Origin of the sequence: Yersinia rohdei ATCC 43380 (genome assembly GCF_000173775.1) — a bacterium.
In the GTDB taxonomy this organism is placed as follows: Bacteria; Pseudomonadota; Gammaproteobacteria; order Enterobacterales; family Enterobacteriaceae; genus Yersinia; species Yersinia rohdei.
The window spans coordinates 1-18,224 of record NZ_ACCD01000011.1 but is presented as its reverse complement, the minus strand read 5'-3'; the positions used below and the strand labels follow the sequence as shown (position 1 = coordinate 18,224).

The following is an 18,224-nucleotide window of genomic DNA, read 5'->3' as shown; positions in this document are numbered from 1 at the left end:
GGCAGGGCAGTAAAACAGCTAAATCAGTGAGTTACATGACCGTGGCTGCGGTGCTTGGTGAAGAAGCCCAGAATCAGGCACATCACAAAGACCACCAGGTACAAGCCGTTTGCTGTTGCCAGCGCGGCATGAACACCACTGTTCGCCACAATCGGGCCGGTCACCACGAAGGTCAGCATGGTGCCGACAGTGCCGCAGGTCAGAATGAAGTTCACCAGTTTTGGCGAAGACACCTTGGTTTGCAGCGAACCCAGGGTAATCAGGGTGGTGTAAATGGCGCTGGAGACAAAACCTAAAGCCAGAATGTAGTAGCTCAGGTGTTCAGGGTTATTCGTGCTGACAAACATATACATCGCCAAAGTTGCCAGCGCTGCCAGTATGGTCACGATGCGCTGCAAATCAAAGAAGCGCAGGATAAAGCTGAATACCCACATCCCAATCATGTAAGAGATCCAGAAATTACTGACCAATTGGCCCGCCTGGCTGATATCCATGTTGAAATTTTTGGTCGCGTATTCAGGAACCCATTGGATGAAACCAAGCTGGCCGAGGATATAGCACAGTGCGGCAATTGCCAGGAACAGCACGCCGACGCCCCATTTTTCTTTCGCGACAGGTTTGCTTTGGTCGGTGGCTTTATGGCCCAGCACCGGAAACTCAGAATACAGTGTCAGCACAAAAATGCCGAGATACAGCAGGCCGATACAAGCATAAACCCAGTACCATTCAATGTGGCGAGCCAATAGCATTGCCGCGACCACCGGGAAAATCATCCCCGCCATACTGAAGAATGAGTCGGTAAATAGCAGACGTGAACCGCGCTGACGCCCTTCGTACATATGGGTAACCAGGAAGGTACCTATCGACATTGTTATCCCGCTGACCACCCCAAGGATGAACATGCTGATTGAGAAGACCAATAGATTATGGCCAACCATCAATCCGGCAATGGCAATTAACATCAGAATAAAACCAAACACTAATTGACGTTTTAATGGAATGATTTCCATCAACCAGGCATTAAGGAAAATAGAGATTAAGATGCCGGCATTAAGGAAGGTAAATGTGTTACTCATACTGGCAATAGGCAGATTGAAATACTCTGCGATATTCCCCATCACCATCCCGGTGACAATAACTAACGCACCAGTAAGGGCGTAAGAAAAGTAACTGATCCAAGTTAGTCGAATGCGATTGCTGTTATTCATAGATGGGGCCTGTGTCAGCATAGGATTAAGACAATAATAGTAAGAACAAGTACAAAAAAGATTAAAACCAGTTCAGTACTGAGGTCGCGGATCCTAGCACAGGCATAGTGAGTTTTTGTGATATACATTCAATTTTTAATGTAATAGATGAAATTTGATGGCGATAAACGGTTATGCGTCACAAGTTTGGTGGTGGAGAGCCCGCAAAAGGCCTCAATGCCTTATCTGAGTTGGTAATAAACAGCCCCAGGATTTACTCGCGTGTCAGCTGCTAAGGGGTATTTTTGGGCGGTGTCACCGAATTGCGCAAGATAATGGCTGGCGGGAAATTGGCAGTAGGAATGAGCGGGTTAATCAGTAATTGCGTGGCGTATTGCGCCATTTCCGCAATAGGAAAATGCAAACTGGTTAATGCCGGGCTCACAAAAGGGGCGCGTTCCCCACTGTCATAGCACAGCAATGAAATATCCTGCGGCACCTGCAAGTGATGCTTATTGATGGCCAGCAGTGCGCCAATAGCCATTTCTTCATTACAACAATAAATGGCTGTTGGGAGTTGTGGCTGGCTAAGGATTTCATTGGCGCGCTGATAACCACTCTCCAGATCATAAACCCCTTCCATACAAGCGACGGGTTCTAAACCTGCCATTTTCATTGCATCGATAAAACCCTGACGGCGTAACCCACTGGCATGGCGTTGCGCAGAGCCACTGATGCACGCGATGCGGCGATGGCCCGCATCAATAAGTACTTGAGTTGCTATTTGACTGGCATGGCGATGATCAAAAGAGACGCAGCGGGCTTCTAAACCGGGAACCAACCTGTCCAATAACACGAATGATTTACCTGCTGCCGCGAGCTGGCGCAATTTTTCATCACTGAGAAAACGGACATGCAAAATTAAACCATCGCAGCGTAAGTTATACAGGCGCTGAATAGCTTGCCATTCTTTATCTGCGTTATCCCGCCCCTGAGTGACCAATAGCTGTTTGCCCTGAGATTCAGCTTCGGTTTGCACAAAATCCATCAGCGCACCAAAAAATCCGCCTCGATATGAGGTGGTAACCAATCCCAAGGTATTACTTTGACTGGAGGCCAGCGCGCGCGCAGCCGGATTTGGGCTGTATCCCAATACTGCGACGGCTTGTGCGACTTTCTCGCGGGTCACGGATTTTACATTGGTATCACCGTTGACCACGCGGGATACCGTAGCGCGGGAAACCCCGGCTAATACCGCGACGTCTTCCAGTGTTACCATTTGCAGCTCCCAATAATAGGCGACCCTAAAAACAAAGGTCGCCACAATAATTAATTTACCATCACAGATCTGTGAACTGAGGCAAGTAAGGCTTATTTACCTGAAGAACTTCTTCCAGCAGCGGTTGCGCAATACTGGCATTAGCAATCAGCGGGTTGGTCACTAAAGCCAACAAAGCACTCCGACGATCTCCGTGCACCGCAGCTTCAATGGTTAGCCTTTCATAGGCTTTTACCTGCTGAGTTAGCCCGTGCATTGCCACCGGTAAAGGGCCAAAAGTGAGTGGATGAGCACCTTTCGCATCAACAATACAGTTGGTTTCTACCACTGAACTATCCGACAAGCCGCGGATTGCCCCACGGTTTGTGGTATTCACAACAAGTTGTGTACCTAAATTATTATGAATTGAACGAATAAGTTCCAGTGCAACTTCAGAATAAAATGATCCGCCACGGAAACTGAGTTGCTCTGGTTTGCTATCCAGATGGGGGTCAGCGTACAGGTCAAACAGCTCTTTTTCCACCTGCATCACTTGCTCGGCTCGGGTGCCACGTTCGGCGGCGGCGGCCATTTCTTCAGCCAACATATCTTGTGTCTGATAAAAATAGCGATGATATGGACAAGGGATCGCCCCCATTGCGCGCAGGAATTCTGGTGGCCAAGGTGCTTCTTTAATATTGTTCATGGTCAGCGAAGCGCCGTCGCACAACATATTGAGCACATCCGCAGTGACATCTTTACCCTGTTGTAAAACTTCGTGCACCCATACCATATGATTGAGTCCGGCAAAGCGCAGCTGGATATCTTCATAAGGTGCATGCAGCAAATTCGCAATCATATGATGCATGCTGATAGGGACATTACACAGGCCAATAATTTTCGCTTTGCTATAGCGAGTGACGGCCTCGGTGACAATGCCGGCCGGATTGGTGAAGTTAATTATCCAGGCGTCTGGGGCCAGTTTTTCGACTTTCGCGGCAATATCCAACATCACTGGAATAGTGCGTAGCGCTTTGGCAAAGCCCCCGACTCCGGTGGTTTCCTGACCGAGCAGATGGTATTTCAGCCCCAGGCGCTCATCGGCTGCCCGTGCCGGAAGTTGGCCGACACGAAATTGCGTCAGAACAAAGCTGGCACCGGTGATAGCTGTCTCGAGTGAGAAATGAACACTGACCTTCACTTGTTCCAGTCCGTGGCGATCCAGCATTCTTCGGGTCAATGCCGCAATAATTTCTACTTTCTGGCGGCCCAACTCGACATCAACCAGCGCCAGTTCAGTGACCGGTAACTCATCAATACGCTGGATTAATCCATCCACCAGCTCTGGGGTATAGCTACTGCCACCGCCAATAATGGCAATTTTAAAGGTTTTCATCTTGGGCCTCCAAATGGGTAAATTAGAAATGAGAGCGCTCTCATTTGGAAGCAGACTAGCGATTCAGCAAAAACAAAATGAGATGGTTCTCCCAAAAATGGCAGGAAGAGGGTAAAAGAATCAGCAAGACGTGATCTCGGTTGCAGAATTTCACTGTTGTCAGGGATTGGCTGCATAGTTTAAATTGGCGAAGGAATAACCACAGAGGTGAATGAAAAACTGACGTTTTCAGTGGCAATTTCGTGCCCGTCAGGGCAGTTGCACAGAGAGGCGCTTTGGCCGCTGCGGCCCATTGGGCACCTTTCTCCTCTAACCCACTTTATCTGCCGGTGACGCGGTTTTTTAGCAAGAATGTGCATTCTGTTACGTAAAAATCGGTAAATTGGTGGCATTGCACAGGTCAGCTCTCTAGAATCAAAGCGCTTTTCCGTTGTTCGCATCCCACAGAAAGGAACCGTTAATGTTCAAACGTACTTTAGTGACCTTCATCACCCTTTGTTCCCTTAGCGCCGTGGTGCCCGCTGCTTTAGCTGCCGGTGAACCTCATGTTTTGTTAACAACGTCGGCTGGGAATATTGAGTTAGAACTCAATAGCCAGAAGGCACCCATTTCAACACAGAATTTCGTTGATTATGTTAATGACGGCTACTACAACAACACTATTTTCCACCGCGTCATCCCTGGCTTTATGGTTCAGGGCGGGGGATTTACTGCTGATTTCAAACAGAAAACCGCTAAAACGCCAATCAAAAATGAAGCGGATAATGGCTTGCGCAACTTGCGCGGCACGATTTCAATGGCCCGTACCGCAGATAAAGACAGCGCCACCAGCCAGTTCTTCCTGAATGTGGCAGACAATGCTTTCCTCGACCACGGTCAACGCGACTTTGGTTATGCCGTGTTTGGTAAAGTGGTTAAGGGTATGGATGTAGTAGAGAAAATCTCTCAAGTTCAGACCGAAAATGTTGGCCCGTATCAGAATGTGCCTGTTAAGCCGATCACCATCTTGTCCGCGAAAGTTTTACCTTAAATTACCCGCTGTCCTTGACGTTGCAGGGGTGTTAGCTGCACCCACTTACCCGAATGACTCAGTTAAGTAAGCTCATCGGATAAGTTCACTTGCTGGCGAGCTGCAACGCCAATGACTTTGGGTAAATATTCCCTCCCCCCGCTATAAATTCACTCGCCTGCCCGAATAGGTTGCTTATAATCAATTATCTGACTCAGCTGGGGTAAGGTTTATGAGTGAAACATTGCTTATCGCGAAAGTACCGCCGACACAGGATTTAGCGATTTTATCGGCATTGGCGAACCGCCACGGGCTGATTACTGGGGCAACCGGTACAGGTAAAACTGTCACCTTACAAAAAATGGCGGAGCAATTCTCGCGCATTGGTGTGCCCGTGTTTTTGGCTGATGTAAAAGGCGATTTATCCGGTATTGGTGCTGAAGGTGTTGAGTCAGAAAAACTGCTGGCACGGCTGGCGGCAATAGGTGTCACCGATTGGCAACCCCAAGCTTGCCCGATTATCCCTTGGGATATTTTTGCTGAAAAAGGCCACCCGATCCGGGCCACCATTTCTGACCTCGGCCCACTATTGCTGGGGCGTCTGCTTGATCTCAATGAGGTGCAAAGCGGCGTGCTGCAATTGGTGTTTAAGATAGCAGACGACAATGGCCTGCTGTTGCTGGACATGAAAGACTTGCGCGCCATCGTGCAATTCGTGGGCGACAATGCCAAACAATTCCGCACGCAATACGGCAATATTACGCCGGCGTCGATTGGGGCTATCCAGCGCGGGTTGCTGACCCTGGAAGAGCAGGGTGCCAATCAGTTCTTTGGCGAACCCATGCTGGATATTCATGATTTAATGCAAACCGACAGTGATGGGCAGGGGGTTATTAATCTGCTGGCGGCGGATAGCTTGATCAACCAACCCAAACTCTATGCGGTTTTCTTGCTGTGGCTCCTGTCAGAACTTTTCGAGCAATTGCCGGAAGTGGGCGATGTGGATAAACCTAAACTGGTCTTTTTCTTTGACGAGGCCCATTTGTTGTTTGCTGATGCACCGACCGCGCTGGTGGATAAAGTCGAGCAAGTGGTGCGGCTGATTCGTTCAAAAGGGGTTGGCATCTATTTCGTGACACAAAACCCGCTGGATATCCCGGATAAAATCCTGGGGCAATTGGGTAATCGGGTGCAGCATGCCCTGCGCGCCTTTACTCCACGGGATCAAAAAGCAGTTAAAGCGGCGGCGCAAACAATGCGAGCCAACCCGGCCTTCAGTGCCGAGCAGGTGATTACCGAGCTGGCCGTTGGCGAGGCACTTATTTCTTTTCTTGATGAGAAAGGGCGGCCGAATGTGGTTGAGCGCGGGATGGTGATTGCCCCGCAATCCAAAATGGGCGCACTGGATGTGGCGGCACGTAATCACGCCATCAATCATTCGCCGCTGTATGGCCGCTACGAAGAGAGTGTGGATCGTGAATCTGCGTATGAGAAATTATCCTCCGGCAGATTTAGCACGATGGGCGACGCGGCAGCAGGTGAAGCGGCCACCCCTCAGCAACCTGCCAGTCAAGGCGGTGGTTTGATGGATGGGCTGAATGATTTGCTGTTTGGCTCTACCGGCCCGCGTGGTGGAAAACGAGATGGTATCGTCCAGACTGCGGCCAAAAGTATGGCGCGCGATTTGGGTCGACAAATTTTGCGCGGTGTTCTGGGTTCAATTACCGGTGGGCGCAAGCGTTAACCTGATTTTGGATATGAAATGCTGTTACTGATTGATAATTACGATTCATTTACCTACAACCTGTACCAGTATTTTTGTGAGCTGGGCGCACAGGTGGTAGTGAAACGTAATGATGAAATACAACTGTCTGATATTGAAAAATTATCACCTTCCCATCTGGTCATTTCTCCCGGCCCTTGCACACCTAACGAGGCCGGGATTTCTTTAGCGGCTATCCAGCATTTTGCCGATAAATTGCCCATATTGGGTGTTTGTCTGGGGCATCAAGCTCTGGGGCAGTCTTTTGGTGCGCGAATTGTACGGGCGCGGCAAGTGATGCACGGCAAAACCACGGCGATTTGTCATAACGGGCAGGGGGTTTTCCGGGGGCTTAACCAGCCACTGACGGTTACCCGCTATCACTCTCTGGTGATTGCGCCCGATTCATTGCCAGAATGCTTTGAACTGACGGCATGGACAGAACAAGAGGGTGTGGTGGATGAGATTATGGGGATTCGCCATCGAACACTGCCCCTTGAAGGTGTGCAGTTCCACCCAGAGAGCATTCTCAGCGAACAAGGCCATCAGTTATTAGATAATTTTCTTAAAAATTAGAGCGTTGAACCAAACACATTAATTAAATGATTTTTTTGTTTGCCTGATTGTGATTTTTTATGCATATTTTGTGATTATATTTTCACATTCCAGTAATCGGCAGTTTAATGGTTTCTTAGGGTGGGCAGCGCAATGGCAGATAAGTTAGCAGTAAATCGCAGTACATTTGATCAGGTTATTTTGCCTGTTTATGCACCAGCGCAGTTTATTCCGGTTAAAGGGAAAGGCAGCCGCGTCTGGGACCAACAAGGCAAGGAATACATTGATTTTGCAGGTGGTATTGCGGTAACTGCACTGGGCCACTGTCATCCGGCGCTGGTGGCAGCTTTGCATCAGCAAGGGGAAACGTTATGGCATACCAGTAACGTATTCACCAACGAACCGGCACTGCGGTTGGCACAAAAACTGATTGCCGCCACCTTTGCTGACCGGGTGTTCTTTGCCAACTCGGGGGCTGAGGCAAATGAGGCCGCTTTTAAGCTTGCCCGCCATTACGCCATTGAGCGCCATAGCCCCTATAAAACCAAAATTATTGCTTTCCACCATGCATTTCATGGTCGCACCCTGTTTACTGTTTCAGTCGGTGGGCAACCAAAGTACTCAGATGGATTTGGCCCAAAACCTGCCGATATTATCCACGTGCCATTTAATGATTTGGCAGCAGTGAAAGCGGTAATGGATGACCACACTTGTGCGGTGGTCTTGGAGCCAATTCAAGGCGAAGGGGGCATTACTGCCGCCACACCAGAATTTCTGCAAGGCGTGCGCGAGCTTTGTTCTCAGCATAAAGCGCTGTTGGTCTTTGATGAAGTCCAAAGTGGGATGGGTCGCAGCGGCAAACTGTTTACCTATATGCATTATGGTGTGACGCCGGATATCCTCACCACGGCAAAAGCCTTGGGGGGCGGGTTCCCTATCAGTGCCATGCTGACGACGGAAGAAATTGCGTCGGTGATGGCGGTGGGAACTCATGGCACCACTTATGGTGGTAATCCTTTGGCCTGTGCGGTCGCAGAGGCGGCTTTGGATGTCATTAACACCCCTGAGGTACTTGATGGCATTGAACAGCGCCACGGCCTGTTTGTGCAGGCTCTGCAAGCTATCAATAATAAGTATTCAGTTTTCAGTGATATTCGCGGCATGGGGTTATTGATTGGCGCAGAATTATCGCCGCAATACCGTGGGCGGGCGCGGGAGTTCCTGACGGTGGCGGCAGCGAATGGTGTAATGATCCTCAATGCAGGGCCAGATGTGTTGCGTTTAGCCCCCTCGCTGGTGGTTGAATTAGAAGATATCAAGCAAGGAATGGCGCGTTTGGATGCGGCCATTGCCAGTCTGGTTGTTTAGCAGCAAAGCACAGTAAAAAAGAGAGGCTCTGGGCCTCTCTTTTCTTTTTAGGCCTTAGCCCGCAACTTCCGCCGCCAAATACCGTGGTGTGGTTGCTGCTGCCAGGCCAAGGATGACACGGTATGCATCACATTGAGATGCGATAAAATACGCCGTGTATTTCTTTCTATTTCAGATAGTTGTGTGTCAGCAGAGATGTCCGGCATTTGCACAAAATCGTTATTTCCCTCACTGTTATCTGATTCCAGCCGTTGTTGGCATTGCTGAATCGCCATCTCACATAGCTGTAAATATTTCTGCGCGATTGTAATGCTCAGGTGAGGATGATTATCTTTGGACGTCGGGGGCGATTCTGTTAACGGATGTTCGCGCGTCAGGATGGTCATCTCGTTGATATGCCCGACAATAAGCTCGCTGTGGGTTGCCCATAGCCGCATATCAGCCAAGTATTTCGAGTTAAATCCCGGCTCTTGCATGGCTTGATTCAGTGAGTTCAGAACAGCATTGCTGGCCTTATTCACATGAATGCGCTCATATTCCAACTGGGTAATATCTGGGTGAGGTGTCAGCAGGAGCCTTAGGATTTTCTGGTCATTCTCCAGCGCCTGATGCGCATTTTTACGCAGTAAACCGCTTTGCCACTGAGGCCACAGCCATAAGGTGCTGGCAAAAGCCAAAGCACAGCCTATCAAGGTATCAAGCAGCCGCGGGACTAAGAAGTCAGCGCCTTCTCCGGTCAATAATTGCAAGATATAAACCGCAGTGATGGTTCTGCCGATGACCGCTAACCCATAGTTTTTGCGTTGCACCAGATAAGAAAGCAGGGTGATGAGCAACATGATGCTCAATGTAATCCCTTCAGACATCTGCAAATGTAATAAGCCAGCTGCCAATATCAGCCCAATGAGGGTGCCAAGGGCGCGGTGATGGATGCGAATTTTGGTGGCGTTATAGCCGTTTTGCGTCACTAACATCACGGTGAGTAAGATCCAATAAGGTTTTGGCAAGTGGATCAAACTGCCGATATAACTGCCTGCTGCCAGAGTTACCCCTATCCGAGCTGAATCCCGCAATGCAATGGATTTAAAAGATAAATAGCTGACAAGCGCTGGCCAGAAAGGCTGATATAGTTGGCTGGACATCAAGTCGCGGTCATATTGCGGACGCCGTTCACTGAGGAGCTGGCTAATATTGCTGATATGGTAATAACAGAATTGCGCCACCGAGTTATTAGGGTGCTGCTGGGCGATATTTTTCAGTTCTATCAGAGCATCACTGGTGCTGAAATGTTCCATCGCATGGTGGTGATAGAGAATATCATCAGCAATAGTGCGCATTTGAGCTGAGATAGCCTGCATATTGCGGTCAAGAACATCCTCTATTGGGCTTTGCTCAATTAACTCTTGCATTTTATCTGGCTGATTCAGCGCCGCCGTGATGTGCTCTTGTAAATCGAGCGCCATCTGAAACAAGCTCAATAGCCGTTTTTGCTCTTTTTTTGGCGTGTTAGGGAGAAGGTTAAATTGTTGATAAAGTTGGTTAATTTTATCCATTATCCCTTGCTGACGGTCGAGCATCTGCGGCAATGATTTTTCTGGCTCAGGATTGTGAATAAATAAACGGAATTCAGTATCGCAATAATTTGCCAGTAAATGATAAAGCTGGCTCAAAGGCTCGCGGATCGGTTGGTCTTTACATAGCCGGAACCATAGCCAGGTAAATACGCCGTACCAGAGGGTGCCGACCGCACACATCAAGGGTGCTTGCCAAATAGGGGCTCGGCCTACCATGCTGAGGCTAAAAATAGCCGCGATCATGGCGGCGGGTAACATGCGGCCATTGAGCTGGCTGATAGATCCGGTGACACCGAGTGTCAGCGCCAGCCCCAGCATTATCCAAGGTAATGGAATCTCCCACAGTAACAACTGTTGGGTTAAGAAGCTGCTCAGTGTAAAGAGTGCGCCGCCAATAATCAGACGCCGGAAAAAATGTTGGTGCGGGGTATCTAGCGACGCGATATTACAACAGGCGGGTATCAGGGAAAACATCAACCCCAGCCGCAAATCGCCAAAAGCAAAGCCCAATGCCGCAGGTATACAGAGAACAAGGGTTTGCCGCAGGGCATAATTAACTTCAGGATGATAAATCAACCGTTGCCATTTCATGTCGGCCCCAGAAATTTATTAATTGCGTAGATAAAGAAAACCGGTGCTGAGATTATCAGCACCGGTTGATGTGGGATTAACGGGTGCCGTAAACGACAATCGTCTTACCGTGTGCGGAGATCAGATTTTGATCTTCCAGCATTTTTAGTATCCGCCCCACAGTTTCGCGGGAACAGCCAACTATTTGACCAATTTCCTGGCGGGTAATTTTAATCTGCATCCCATCTGGGTGGGTCATGGCATCAGGTTGTTTTGCCAGATTAAGCAGTGTTTGTGCAATGCGCCCAGTCACGTCAAGGAAGGCGAGGTTACCCACTTTCTCTGATGTGATTTGTAAGCGATTCGCCATTTGTGAAGACAGGCGCATCAAGATATCTGGATTTACCTGGATCAACTGACGGAATTTTTTGTAAGAAATTTCAGCCACTTCACAGGCAGTTTTTGCTCTTACCCAAGCACTGCGTTCTTGGCCTTCTTCAAATAATCCAAGCTCACCGATGAAATCTCCCTGGTTTAAATAGGAAAGAATCATCTCTTTACCTTCTTCATCTTTGATAAGCACCGCAACGGAGCCTTTCACGATGTAGTAAAGCGTTTCGGCCTTTTCACCTTGGTGAATAAGCGTACTTTTTGATGGATATTTGTGGATATGGCAATGAGACAGGAACCATTCAAGAGTCGGGTCTGTTTGTGGCTTGCCGAGAACCATTCGCTGTTATCCTCTGTTGTTATCGCTGCCTAACTTAACAGGGCTCAGAGTTCCCTGCGCGGCGTGCTTATAAAATACACTTTCTCTTAGCATATTAATTTGCTCAACTGCCGAAAGGTATAACCAAGATACGTACCGGATAGAAACCCTTCACTGAGTATTGAGAAGCTACCCTATTTAATTCCAGAAGCAATACTTTCGGTTCTGTTTGTAGCACAGGATGAGGCCAGTGTCTTGTGTTGTATCGCTTCAGCATGATGAACATCTGGTTACATTGCGAGTTTGTAAATGAAAGGGTAGTCTGGAGTGATAAATTTAACCGGGAGAGTGAGTTATGCAGGCACGTGTAAAGTGGGTTGAGGGGCTAACATTTTTGGGTGAATCGGCATCAGGTCACCAGATTTTGATGGATGGGAACTCTGGAGATAAAGCGCCTAGCCCAATGGAAATGTTGTTAATGTCGGCCGGTGGCTGTAGTGCCATTGATGTCGTTTCTATTTTGCAAAAAGGGCGCAATGATGTGCGCGATTGCGAAGTGACATTGACCTCTCAGCGCCGGGAAGAAGCCCCGCGTTTGTTTACGCAAATCAACCTGCACTTTATTGTCAGCGGCAAAGGGCTAACCGATAAAACGGTTGAGCGGGCGGTTGAGTTGTCAGCAGAGAAATATTGCTCGGTGTCTTTGATGTTGGGTAAGGCGGCGACCATCACCCACAGTTTTGAAATCAAAGACATTGTGTAGTTAACCGCATGATGTTTGAAGCTACAGGAGGCGCTGTTGCCTACCTGTAGCTGGGGTCAGCTTAAGTTAACCAATCTTTTTGCCTTCCAGTAACTGTTGCACTAATGGGGCCATAATCAACTCCATTGCCAGCCCCATTTTCCCACCCGGCACCACCAACGTATTGATATTCGATATAAATGACCCTTGCAACATTGCCAGTAAGTAAGGGAAATCAATCTGATCTAAGCCCCTGAAGTGAATGACAACAAAACTTTCATCCAAAGATGGAATAGCTTTGGCAGCGAAGGGGTTGGAGGTATCGACAGTTGGCACGCGCTGGAAATTTATATGGGTGCGGGAGAACTGGGGGGTAATGTAATTAATGTAATCATCCATGGAGCGCACCACGGAGTCCATCACAGCTTCACGAGAATGACCGCGCTCGCCGGTATCCCGCACTAATTTCTGAATCCACTCCAGATTGACGATTGGCACCACGCCGACCAGTAAATCCACATGTTTTGCCACATCATGATGTTCAGTCACGACCCCGCCGTGCAATCCTTCATAAAACAGGACGTCGGTAGGTTCTGGCAGCGCCTCCCACGGCGTGAAGGTGCCCGGAATAAGGTTATAAGGCACCGCCTCATCATAGGTATGCAAATATTTACGGGAACTGCCAGTGCCGTGCGCGCCGTATTGCGACACGCTGTCCTCTAACTGACCAAAGTCATTGGCTTCAGGGCCAAAATAGCTAATATGCCGCCCTTGATCCCGGGCCTTACGAATGGCTGCATCCATTTCTGGGCGGGTATAGCGATGAAAACTGTCACCTTCAATTTGCGCGGCACGAATATTTAATTGCTGAAAAATTTTGCGAAACGCCAGACTGGTGGTGGTCGTCCCGGCACCACTGGAGCCGGTCACGGCAATAACCGGATGTTTAATTGACATAGTAGCTGTAACTCCGCGGGGTTATGCCCGTCATCTTTCAAGATGCTGGGGTATTGGCTGCATGGCTAACCTAACTATTTTATTTATATCAGTATGTTAGGTTGATTAGGTTGCTGCCTACTGCAACTTGAAATCTATTGGGTAGAGAGCCACGATAAACAGCCGGTAATGGCCTGTTTTTTCGCCGATGGTTATTTTTAGGGCAAAGAGTCCCGCTTGTCACTCTGATTTTACACAAAACCTGCGGTGATAAGACGAGAGTTATAGCGACTCTTCAGCACCCGCGCGCAAGGCACCACGGGGCATAATATTGATAGTTTCATGTAACTCAGACCACACCAGCACCGCCTCACCCGTCACCAATTGACGGCGGACATCCTCGACTTTTTGCGCCAGCGAGCGCTCATGTTCACCATAATCAGTGCCTTCACGTAGTACAAAAGTCTCAAGCAAATTATCCAGTGTTTCACTGTCGATTTGTTGCCAGGGGATAATCATTACTGCTGCTCCAGATAAGGGGAAAGCCAGGTTGGAATTCGTTGTTCCAGCCACATTTTTGGTTGCTTTAAACTGCCGCCGACAAAACCCACATGGCCGCCATGCTCAGTGAGCTGATAAGCAATATTGCCCGGCAAGGCGCGGAGATCCGGAATAACCTCGGCAGTCATGAAAGGATCATCTTTGGCATGAATGATAAGCAACGGAGTTGTAATCTGCGGCAATAGCGGCAGGGCGCTACAGCGACGATAGTAATCCACTGCATCATTAAAGCCATGTATTTTAGCTGTAATGACATCATCAAAATCTCTGATTCGCCGCAGTCCTTTCAATTGAGCCAGACTCAAAGGCAGGCTGTCGGGGTAATGCAACAGTTTCCGGGTGGCATTTAACTTGAGCTGGTTCAGTAAATAGCGCTGATAAACGCGGGAAAAACCTTGTTCCATACGATCCGCGCAAGGTTCCAGCATTAAGGGCGCAGAAACCACGACAGCGGCTTGTAACCGGCTGTTTTGCCCTTGTTCAGCTAAATACATCGCCAGCATATTGCCACCCAAAGAGATACCGACGGCGGCGGTGGGCACTTGGCCATAGTTTTCGGGTAACCAGCGCAGAAAAAAGCGGGCATCTTCAGTTTCACCAGAGTGATAAATGCGCGACTTGCGATTTGGCTCGCCACTGCATCCGCGAAAATGCATCACCACACCCAGCCACCCTTTAGCTTGAGCGGCGTGTAACAAACCGTGGGCATAGGGGCTGTAAAAGTTTCCTTCCAGACCGTGGAATAACACTAACCTGGGCTTATCGCGCGCCAGCTCAGGATTTTCACTCCAGGCGAGATCAATGAAATCGCCATCGGGCAATTCTAGCCGTTGCCAAAAAGGCTGCAATTGTACCCGCCGCCTGACCAGCCGTGGCAGCAGCGTCTGTAAGTGTGGGTTACTGGCACCGGCCAGTGGACGGAATGTTTCATGCATATGATGAATGGAAATCATGTTGTTGCTCTTGTGTGATCAATAGCACACTGTTAGCTTCATGGGTATATTGCGCATCATTTTGGGTGGGAGGCACCCGTCTCATGGAACTGAGTTTATTTCTTTCAATGGTGGGTTTTCTTTGGGTTGCTGCTATTACCCCTGGCCCGAATAATATGTTATTGACCTCCGCTGGCGCCAATTTTGGCTTTAGGCGCTCTATCTGGTTGATGCTTGGCATTATGTTAGGTATGCAAAGCATGCTGCTGATGGTGGCATTTGGCGTGGGCGGCTTGATTTTGGTCTACCCTTCCATTCACTTCATACTGAAAGTTTTGGGAAGCCTTTATCTGCTGTGGCTGGCATGGAAAGTTGCCACTTCGGCCTATGAAAAATTAGAAACCAATCTGGTGCCGCCAAAACCACTGCGTTTGTATCAAGGCTGGTTATTACAGTTTCTTAATCCAAAAGCCTGGCTGATGGGATTAGGGTCGGTAGCCAGTTTTAGCCTGGCTGGTGCTCAATATAACCATTCCATCGTCATGATAAGCTTTGGCATGTTTATGGTGAATCTGGTGGCCGGTATTATTTGGCTGGGTTTTGGGACTTTGATTGGCCGCTTACTAAGCAGTCGCCGTGCCTGGTTTACCTTTAATATCTCGATGGGGTTGCTGACGGCGGCCTGTGTATTGTTGATCTGGCATTAATGAATCACCGGAGCTAATTGATGGATTATAACTATTTTCACGTTGATGCTTTTGTCGGCGTAGGGCTTTCCGGTAACCCGGCCGGGGTGTATTTGTTGAAAAAACCGCTGTCGGCAGAGCAGATGCAACGTATTGCCGCTGAAATTAATTTGCCAGAAACCAGCTTTGTCTGGGATGAAGGGGATAAATTGGCGATCCGTTGGTTCACACCAGAACGCGAAGTCGATTTATGTGGCCACGGTACTTTAGCGGCGGCACACGTGATTTTCAGTCGCGTGAATCCCGGTTTGCAAGATATCTGTTTTCGCAGCGCCAGCGGTGATTTACATGTGAAGCGCACCGCCGATAGTTTTGGCCGATTATCGCTGAATTTCCCGTCATTGCCGCCCGAGCAAATCGTGGTTTCGGCCGAGTTGGTAACCCTACTGGGTGCTGAAATTAGGCAACTGTGGCAGGCAAAATCGCTGCTGGTGGTGCTGGAGAATGAGCAACAGGTGCGCCAGTTGCAGCCGGATATTGCGGCACTGATTGCTTTTACTGGCCGTGGGGTGATTGTCACTGCGCCGGGGGATCAGGTGGATTTTGTCTCGCGCTACTTTACCCTTGGCAGCAATGAAGATCCGGTGACAGGGTCTGCCCACTGTACTTTAATGCCGTATTGGGTGGCGAGATTGGGCCGGGCATCACTGCATGCTCACCAGGTATCTGCACGCGGGGGCGAGCTTTTCTGCACATTGGCGGGCGATCGCACCATTATCTCCGGCGATGCCCGCATTTTCCTCAAAGGTGAAATTTCGCCATCTCTTTAACACCTTTTAAACTGCGATAGGCGAGGTATACCTTCGCCTTGGCGTCTCTGCTGTTAGAGTTGAGGGTATCTGGCTCAATAACTCGCGGGCGGCAGTTTCGACGGCATCGGCACTGATATCTTCGATCTCTGGCCCGGCGTGCAACAGAACATGACGGGTTAGTGGATACCAGCGTAGGTATTTTTCTGGTCGCGACTCAAACAAGGCGACGACGGGTATTTGTAATGCTGAGCTAATATGCACCGGCGCGCTATCGGCGGAAATAACCACGTCCAATTGGCTCACCGCAGCAACAAACTCATCGACTGACGGCGTTAACACATGGCGGCCTTTTATGCTGGCCAACTGCTGTTCGCTCGGGGGGGCGCAGGGGTCATATAAAATCACGACATCGGCTTGATCGCTAAGATTCAGTGCTAATTGTTGCCACTTTTCCCAACTCCAACGCCGTTGCGGAGATTTATTAGAGACAAACAGCCCGACACGCGGCCGGTTTCTGTCGCCGAATCTTACCCGCCATTTGGCTTGCAATTGTGGATCAGGGTAGAGGAATAACTTGAGTTTATTGATATCCACCGGGCCCAATTCGGGCAGCAGCGCGAAACCAGAAAGTGCCTCATGGTGTATTGGGCGGTTGGCAACATGCTCCGGATTGCGGTCATCAAACTCTGTGGCATCGGTATGCCAGCGGCTATCTACCACATTCAGTTGTTTGGCGAACTGAATACTATTTTTACTCACGCCGCCATTGGGGATAACCAGCAGATCAAAACGCAAACGCCGTAATTGCCAAATCAGAGCCAACCGGTCAAAAATGGCCTTAACTCGGCCAGATTTTTGGTTTCGTTCACATTGTTTACTGTAAACGTAAGTGTAAACAGCGCTGATATCGGGGTTACGTGCTAATGCTTCCTGATTATATTTATTGGCTAAAACATGAATTTCAGCAGAAGGCCAACGCTGTTTCAATGCATGTAATAAAGCAGTGGTGCATATCATATCGCCAAGGAAATCAATCCGAATGACTAAAATCCGCTGCATTGATGCTTTTTTCCCAGAAATAATTTGATGCCTTATTAAACATTAAAATCTTCCGAGCAATAACAAAAATAAGCGTTAATTTAGTTTCTATTTAGGTAATAAATACTTTTGCCGCGCATAACCGCTAATAATTAGCGTGCAACGTAGTGCCCGCCAGAACTCATGCAGATTGCTAGTTCCACGGAACAGAGCAGAGCATAATCCCAAATGACTGAACTCGGCCGCCAGCGCACTGCGGGCTGGTGAGGCTGGTAGCCGTTTACGTATTAATCCCAAAAAATGGCGACTTTCCTGATTAGCATGACGAAATAGCGCATGGCGTAAGGCCGGTTCTAAGGTCTCGGCTATATCAACTAATCCTTTGATAATATGCATATAACTGTTAGCACGGTGGAGTAAGGCTTGAGGGGCGTGGGAGTGGGTGATTGACTCAGGATTCTTCCGGTAACCATAAAAGGGTTTAGCACAATAGCCGATACGCTGGGCCACTAATGCCAAATGAGTTGTCCACAGAATATCTTCATGCAACATCTTTGGAATGAATGCCAGTTGATGAGTGTGGAGCAAATCACGGCGAATGAGTTGTAGCCAAGCATAATGCGGCCATTCATTGTTTTCGACACTCTGGATAACCCACTGATTCCCCCCGAGTACCTGACCCCAAGGCTGCTTATGCAGCAGTGGGCGGCGGGTCGGTTGCTGCGGATCCAAATTGAAGATATAGCCATTGCCAATCAGTAAGTCGAGTTGCTGCTGTTTTGCCTGCTCAAACCAAGTGAATAAAGCACCGGGAGCGAGCCAGTCATCCCCGTCAGCAAATGCAATCCAGGTTCCGGTAGCGCGCGCTATTCCAGTGTTGCGGGCCACAGAAAGCCCTTGATTAGGCTGATTAATAATGATTATTCGCGGGTCAAGGCGGGCCATGTTTTCTAACAGAGAAAGGCTGCTATCAGTCGACCCATCATTAACCGCGATAATTTCTAATGATGGGCCAGATTGATTACGTAATGAATCAAGTAGTTCCGCGAGGTATGCCACACAGTTATAAACTGGCACTACGACAGTGATGTCCTTTGGGTTTGTCACTTTATTATCCTTAATAAAGTTA

Annotated in this window: 17 protein-coding genes; 7 read left to right on the top strand and 10 right to left on the bottom strand. The window is 48.8% G+C overall.

Annotated features, from left to right (window positions below; genetic code table 11):
• Positions 1-23 precede the first annotated feature (23 nt).
• From tsgA to YROHD0001_RS08970, 3 genes are all read right to left on the bottom strand, one after another.
• Positions 24-1,208 (bottom strand): MFS transporter TsgA, encoded by a 1,185-nt coding sequence (gene tsgA / locus YROHD0001_RS08960; protein ID WP_032816900.1) that lies wholly within the window; start codon positions 1,206-1,208, stop codon positions 24-26.
• A 271-nt stretch (positions 1,209-1,479) separates the two neighbouring features.
• Complete coding sequence (locus YROHD0001_RS08965) at positions 1,480-2,466, bottom strand: LacI family DNA-binding transcriptional regulator (RefSeq protein WP_004714684.1); 987 nt, start codon at positions 2,464-2,466, stop codon at positions 1,480-1,482.
• Between the two features lie 61 nt (positions 2,467-2,527).
• Positions 2,528-3,841 carry a 6-phospho-beta-glucosidase gene (locus YROHD0001_RS08970; protein WP_004714682.1) on the bottom strand — a complete coding sequence of 438 codons (1,314 nt, stop codon included), beginning with the start codon at positions 3,839-3,841 and terminating at the stop codon, positions 2,528-2,530.
• Positions 3,842-4,301: 460 nt separating this feature from the next.
• On the opposite strand from YROHD0001_RS08970, the gene ppiA reads away from it, so the two are divergent.
• The 4 genes from ppiA (at position 4,302) to argD (ending at position 8,535) form a co-directional block, all read left to right on the top strand.
• A complete protein-coding gene (gene ppiA, locus YROHD0001_RS08975) occupies positions 4,302-4,871 on the top strand; it encodes a peptidylprolyl isomerase A (RefSeq protein ID WP_004714680.1) in 570 nt (189 codons plus the stop codon).
• 211 nt (positions 4,872-5,082) lie between these two features.
• Positions 5,083-6,594 (top strand): helicase HerA-like domain-containing protein, encoded by a 1,512-nt coding sequence (locus YROHD0001_RS08980; RefSeq protein ID WP_004714679.1) that lies wholly within the window; start codon positions 5,083-5,085, stop codon positions 6,592-6,594.
• A gap of 18 nt (positions 6,595-6,612) precedes the next feature.
• The gene (locus tag YROHD0001_RS08985; protein WP_004714678.1) at positions 6,613-7,188 is read left to right on the top strand and encodes an aminodeoxychorismate synthase component II; all 576 of its coding nucleotides are present in this window, start codon (positions 6,613-6,615) and stop codon (positions 7,186-7,188) included.
• A gap of 132 nt (positions 7,189-7,320) precedes the next feature.
• Entirely contained in the window at positions 7,321-8,535 is a 1,215-nt protein-coding gene (gene argD, locus YROHD0001_RS08990; RefSeq protein WP_032816899.1) for a bifunctional acetylornithine/succinyldiaminopimelate transaminase, read from the top strand.
• A gap of 47 nt (positions 8,536-8,582) precedes the next feature.
• Here the strand turns inward: argD and YROHD0001_RS08995 are convergent, their stop codons facing one another.
• The gene (locus YROHD0001_RS08995; protein WP_004714676.1) at positions 8,583-10,700 is read right to left on the bottom strand and encodes a YccS/YhfK family putative transporter; all 2,118 of its coding nucleotides are present in this window, start codon (positions 10,698-10,700) and stop codon (positions 8,583-8,585) included.
• A 76-nt stretch (positions 10,701-10,776) separates the two neighbouring features.
• On the bottom strand, positions 10,777-11,409 hold the full coding sequence (gene crp, locus YROHD0001_RS09000) for a cAMP-activated global transcriptional regulator CRP (protein WP_002212297.1): 633 nt from the start codon (positions 11,407-11,409) through the stop codon (positions 10,777-10,779).
• A gap of 334 nt (positions 11,410-11,743) precedes the next feature.
• Between crp and YROHD0001_RS09005 the strand changes: the two genes are divergently transcribed.
• Complete coding sequence (locus YROHD0001_RS09005) at positions 11,744-12,151, top strand: OsmC family protein (RefSeq protein WP_004714675.1); 408 nt, start codon at positions 11,744-11,746, stop codon at positions 12,149-12,151.
• A gap of 66 nt (positions 12,152-12,217) precedes the next feature.
• Here the strand turns inward: YROHD0001_RS09005 and YROHD0001_RS09010 are convergent, their stop codons facing one another.
• The 3 genes from YROHD0001_RS09010 to YROHD0001_RS09015 all read right to left on the bottom strand — a co-directional run bounded on the left by YROHD0001_RS09010 (position 12,218) and on the right by YROHD0001_RS09015 (position 14,562).
• Positions 12,218-13,087 carry a phosphoribulokinase gene (locus YROHD0001_RS09010; RefSeq protein WP_004714674.1) on the bottom strand — a complete coding sequence of 290 codons (870 nt, stop codon included), beginning with the start codon at positions 13,085-13,087 and terminating at the stop codon, positions 12,218-12,220.
• A gap of 261 nt (positions 13,088-13,348) precedes the next feature.
• Positions 13,349-13,585: a YheU family protein gene (locus tag YROHD0001_RS0117895; RefSeq protein ID WP_032816897.1), complete on the bottom strand. Its 237-nt coding sequence runs from the start codon at positions 13,583-13,585 to the stop codon at positions 13,349-13,351.
• Entirely contained in the window at positions 13,585-14,562 is a 978-nt protein-coding gene (locus YROHD0001_RS09015; RefSeq protein ID WP_032816931.1) for a hydrolase, read from the bottom strand. The genes YROHD0001_RS0117895 and YROHD0001_RS09015 overlap by 1 nt, the downstream gene beginning before the upstream one ends.
• Before the next feature lie 101 nt (positions 14,563-14,663).
• Between YROHD0001_RS09015 and YROHD0001_RS09020 the strand changes: the two genes are divergently transcribed.
• Both YROHD0001_RS09020 and YROHD0001_RS09025 read left to right on the top strand, forming a co-directional pair.
• Complete coding sequence (locus YROHD0001_RS09020; RefSeq protein ID WP_004714672.1) at positions 14,664-15,266, top strand: LysE family translocator; 603 nt, start codon at positions 14,664-14,666, stop codon at positions 15,264-15,266.
• Between the two features lie 20 nt (positions 15,267-15,286).
• On the top strand, positions 15,287-16,075 hold the full coding sequence (locus tag YROHD0001_RS09025) for a PhzF family phenazine biosynthesis protein (RefSeq protein WP_004714671.1): 789 nt from the start codon (positions 15,287-15,289) through the stop codon (positions 16,073-16,075).
• Between the two features lie 6 nt (positions 16,076-16,081).
• Here the strand turns inward: YROHD0001_RS09025 and YROHD0001_RS09030 are convergent, their stop codons facing one another.
• The gene (locus YROHD0001_RS09030) at positions 16,082-17,116 is read right to left on the bottom strand and encodes a glycosyltransferase family 9 protein (RefSeq protein ID WP_004714670.1); all 1,035 of its coding nucleotides are present in this window, start codon (positions 17,114-17,116) and stop codon (positions 16,082-16,084) included.
• A gap of 87 nt (positions 17,117-17,203) precedes the next feature.
• A complete protein-coding gene (locus YROHD0001_RS09035) occupies positions 17,204-18,202 on the bottom strand; it encodes a glycosyltransferase (RefSeq protein ID WP_032816928.1) in 999 nt (332 codons plus the stop codon).
• Between the last annotated feature and the right edge of the window lie 22 nt (positions 18,203-18,224).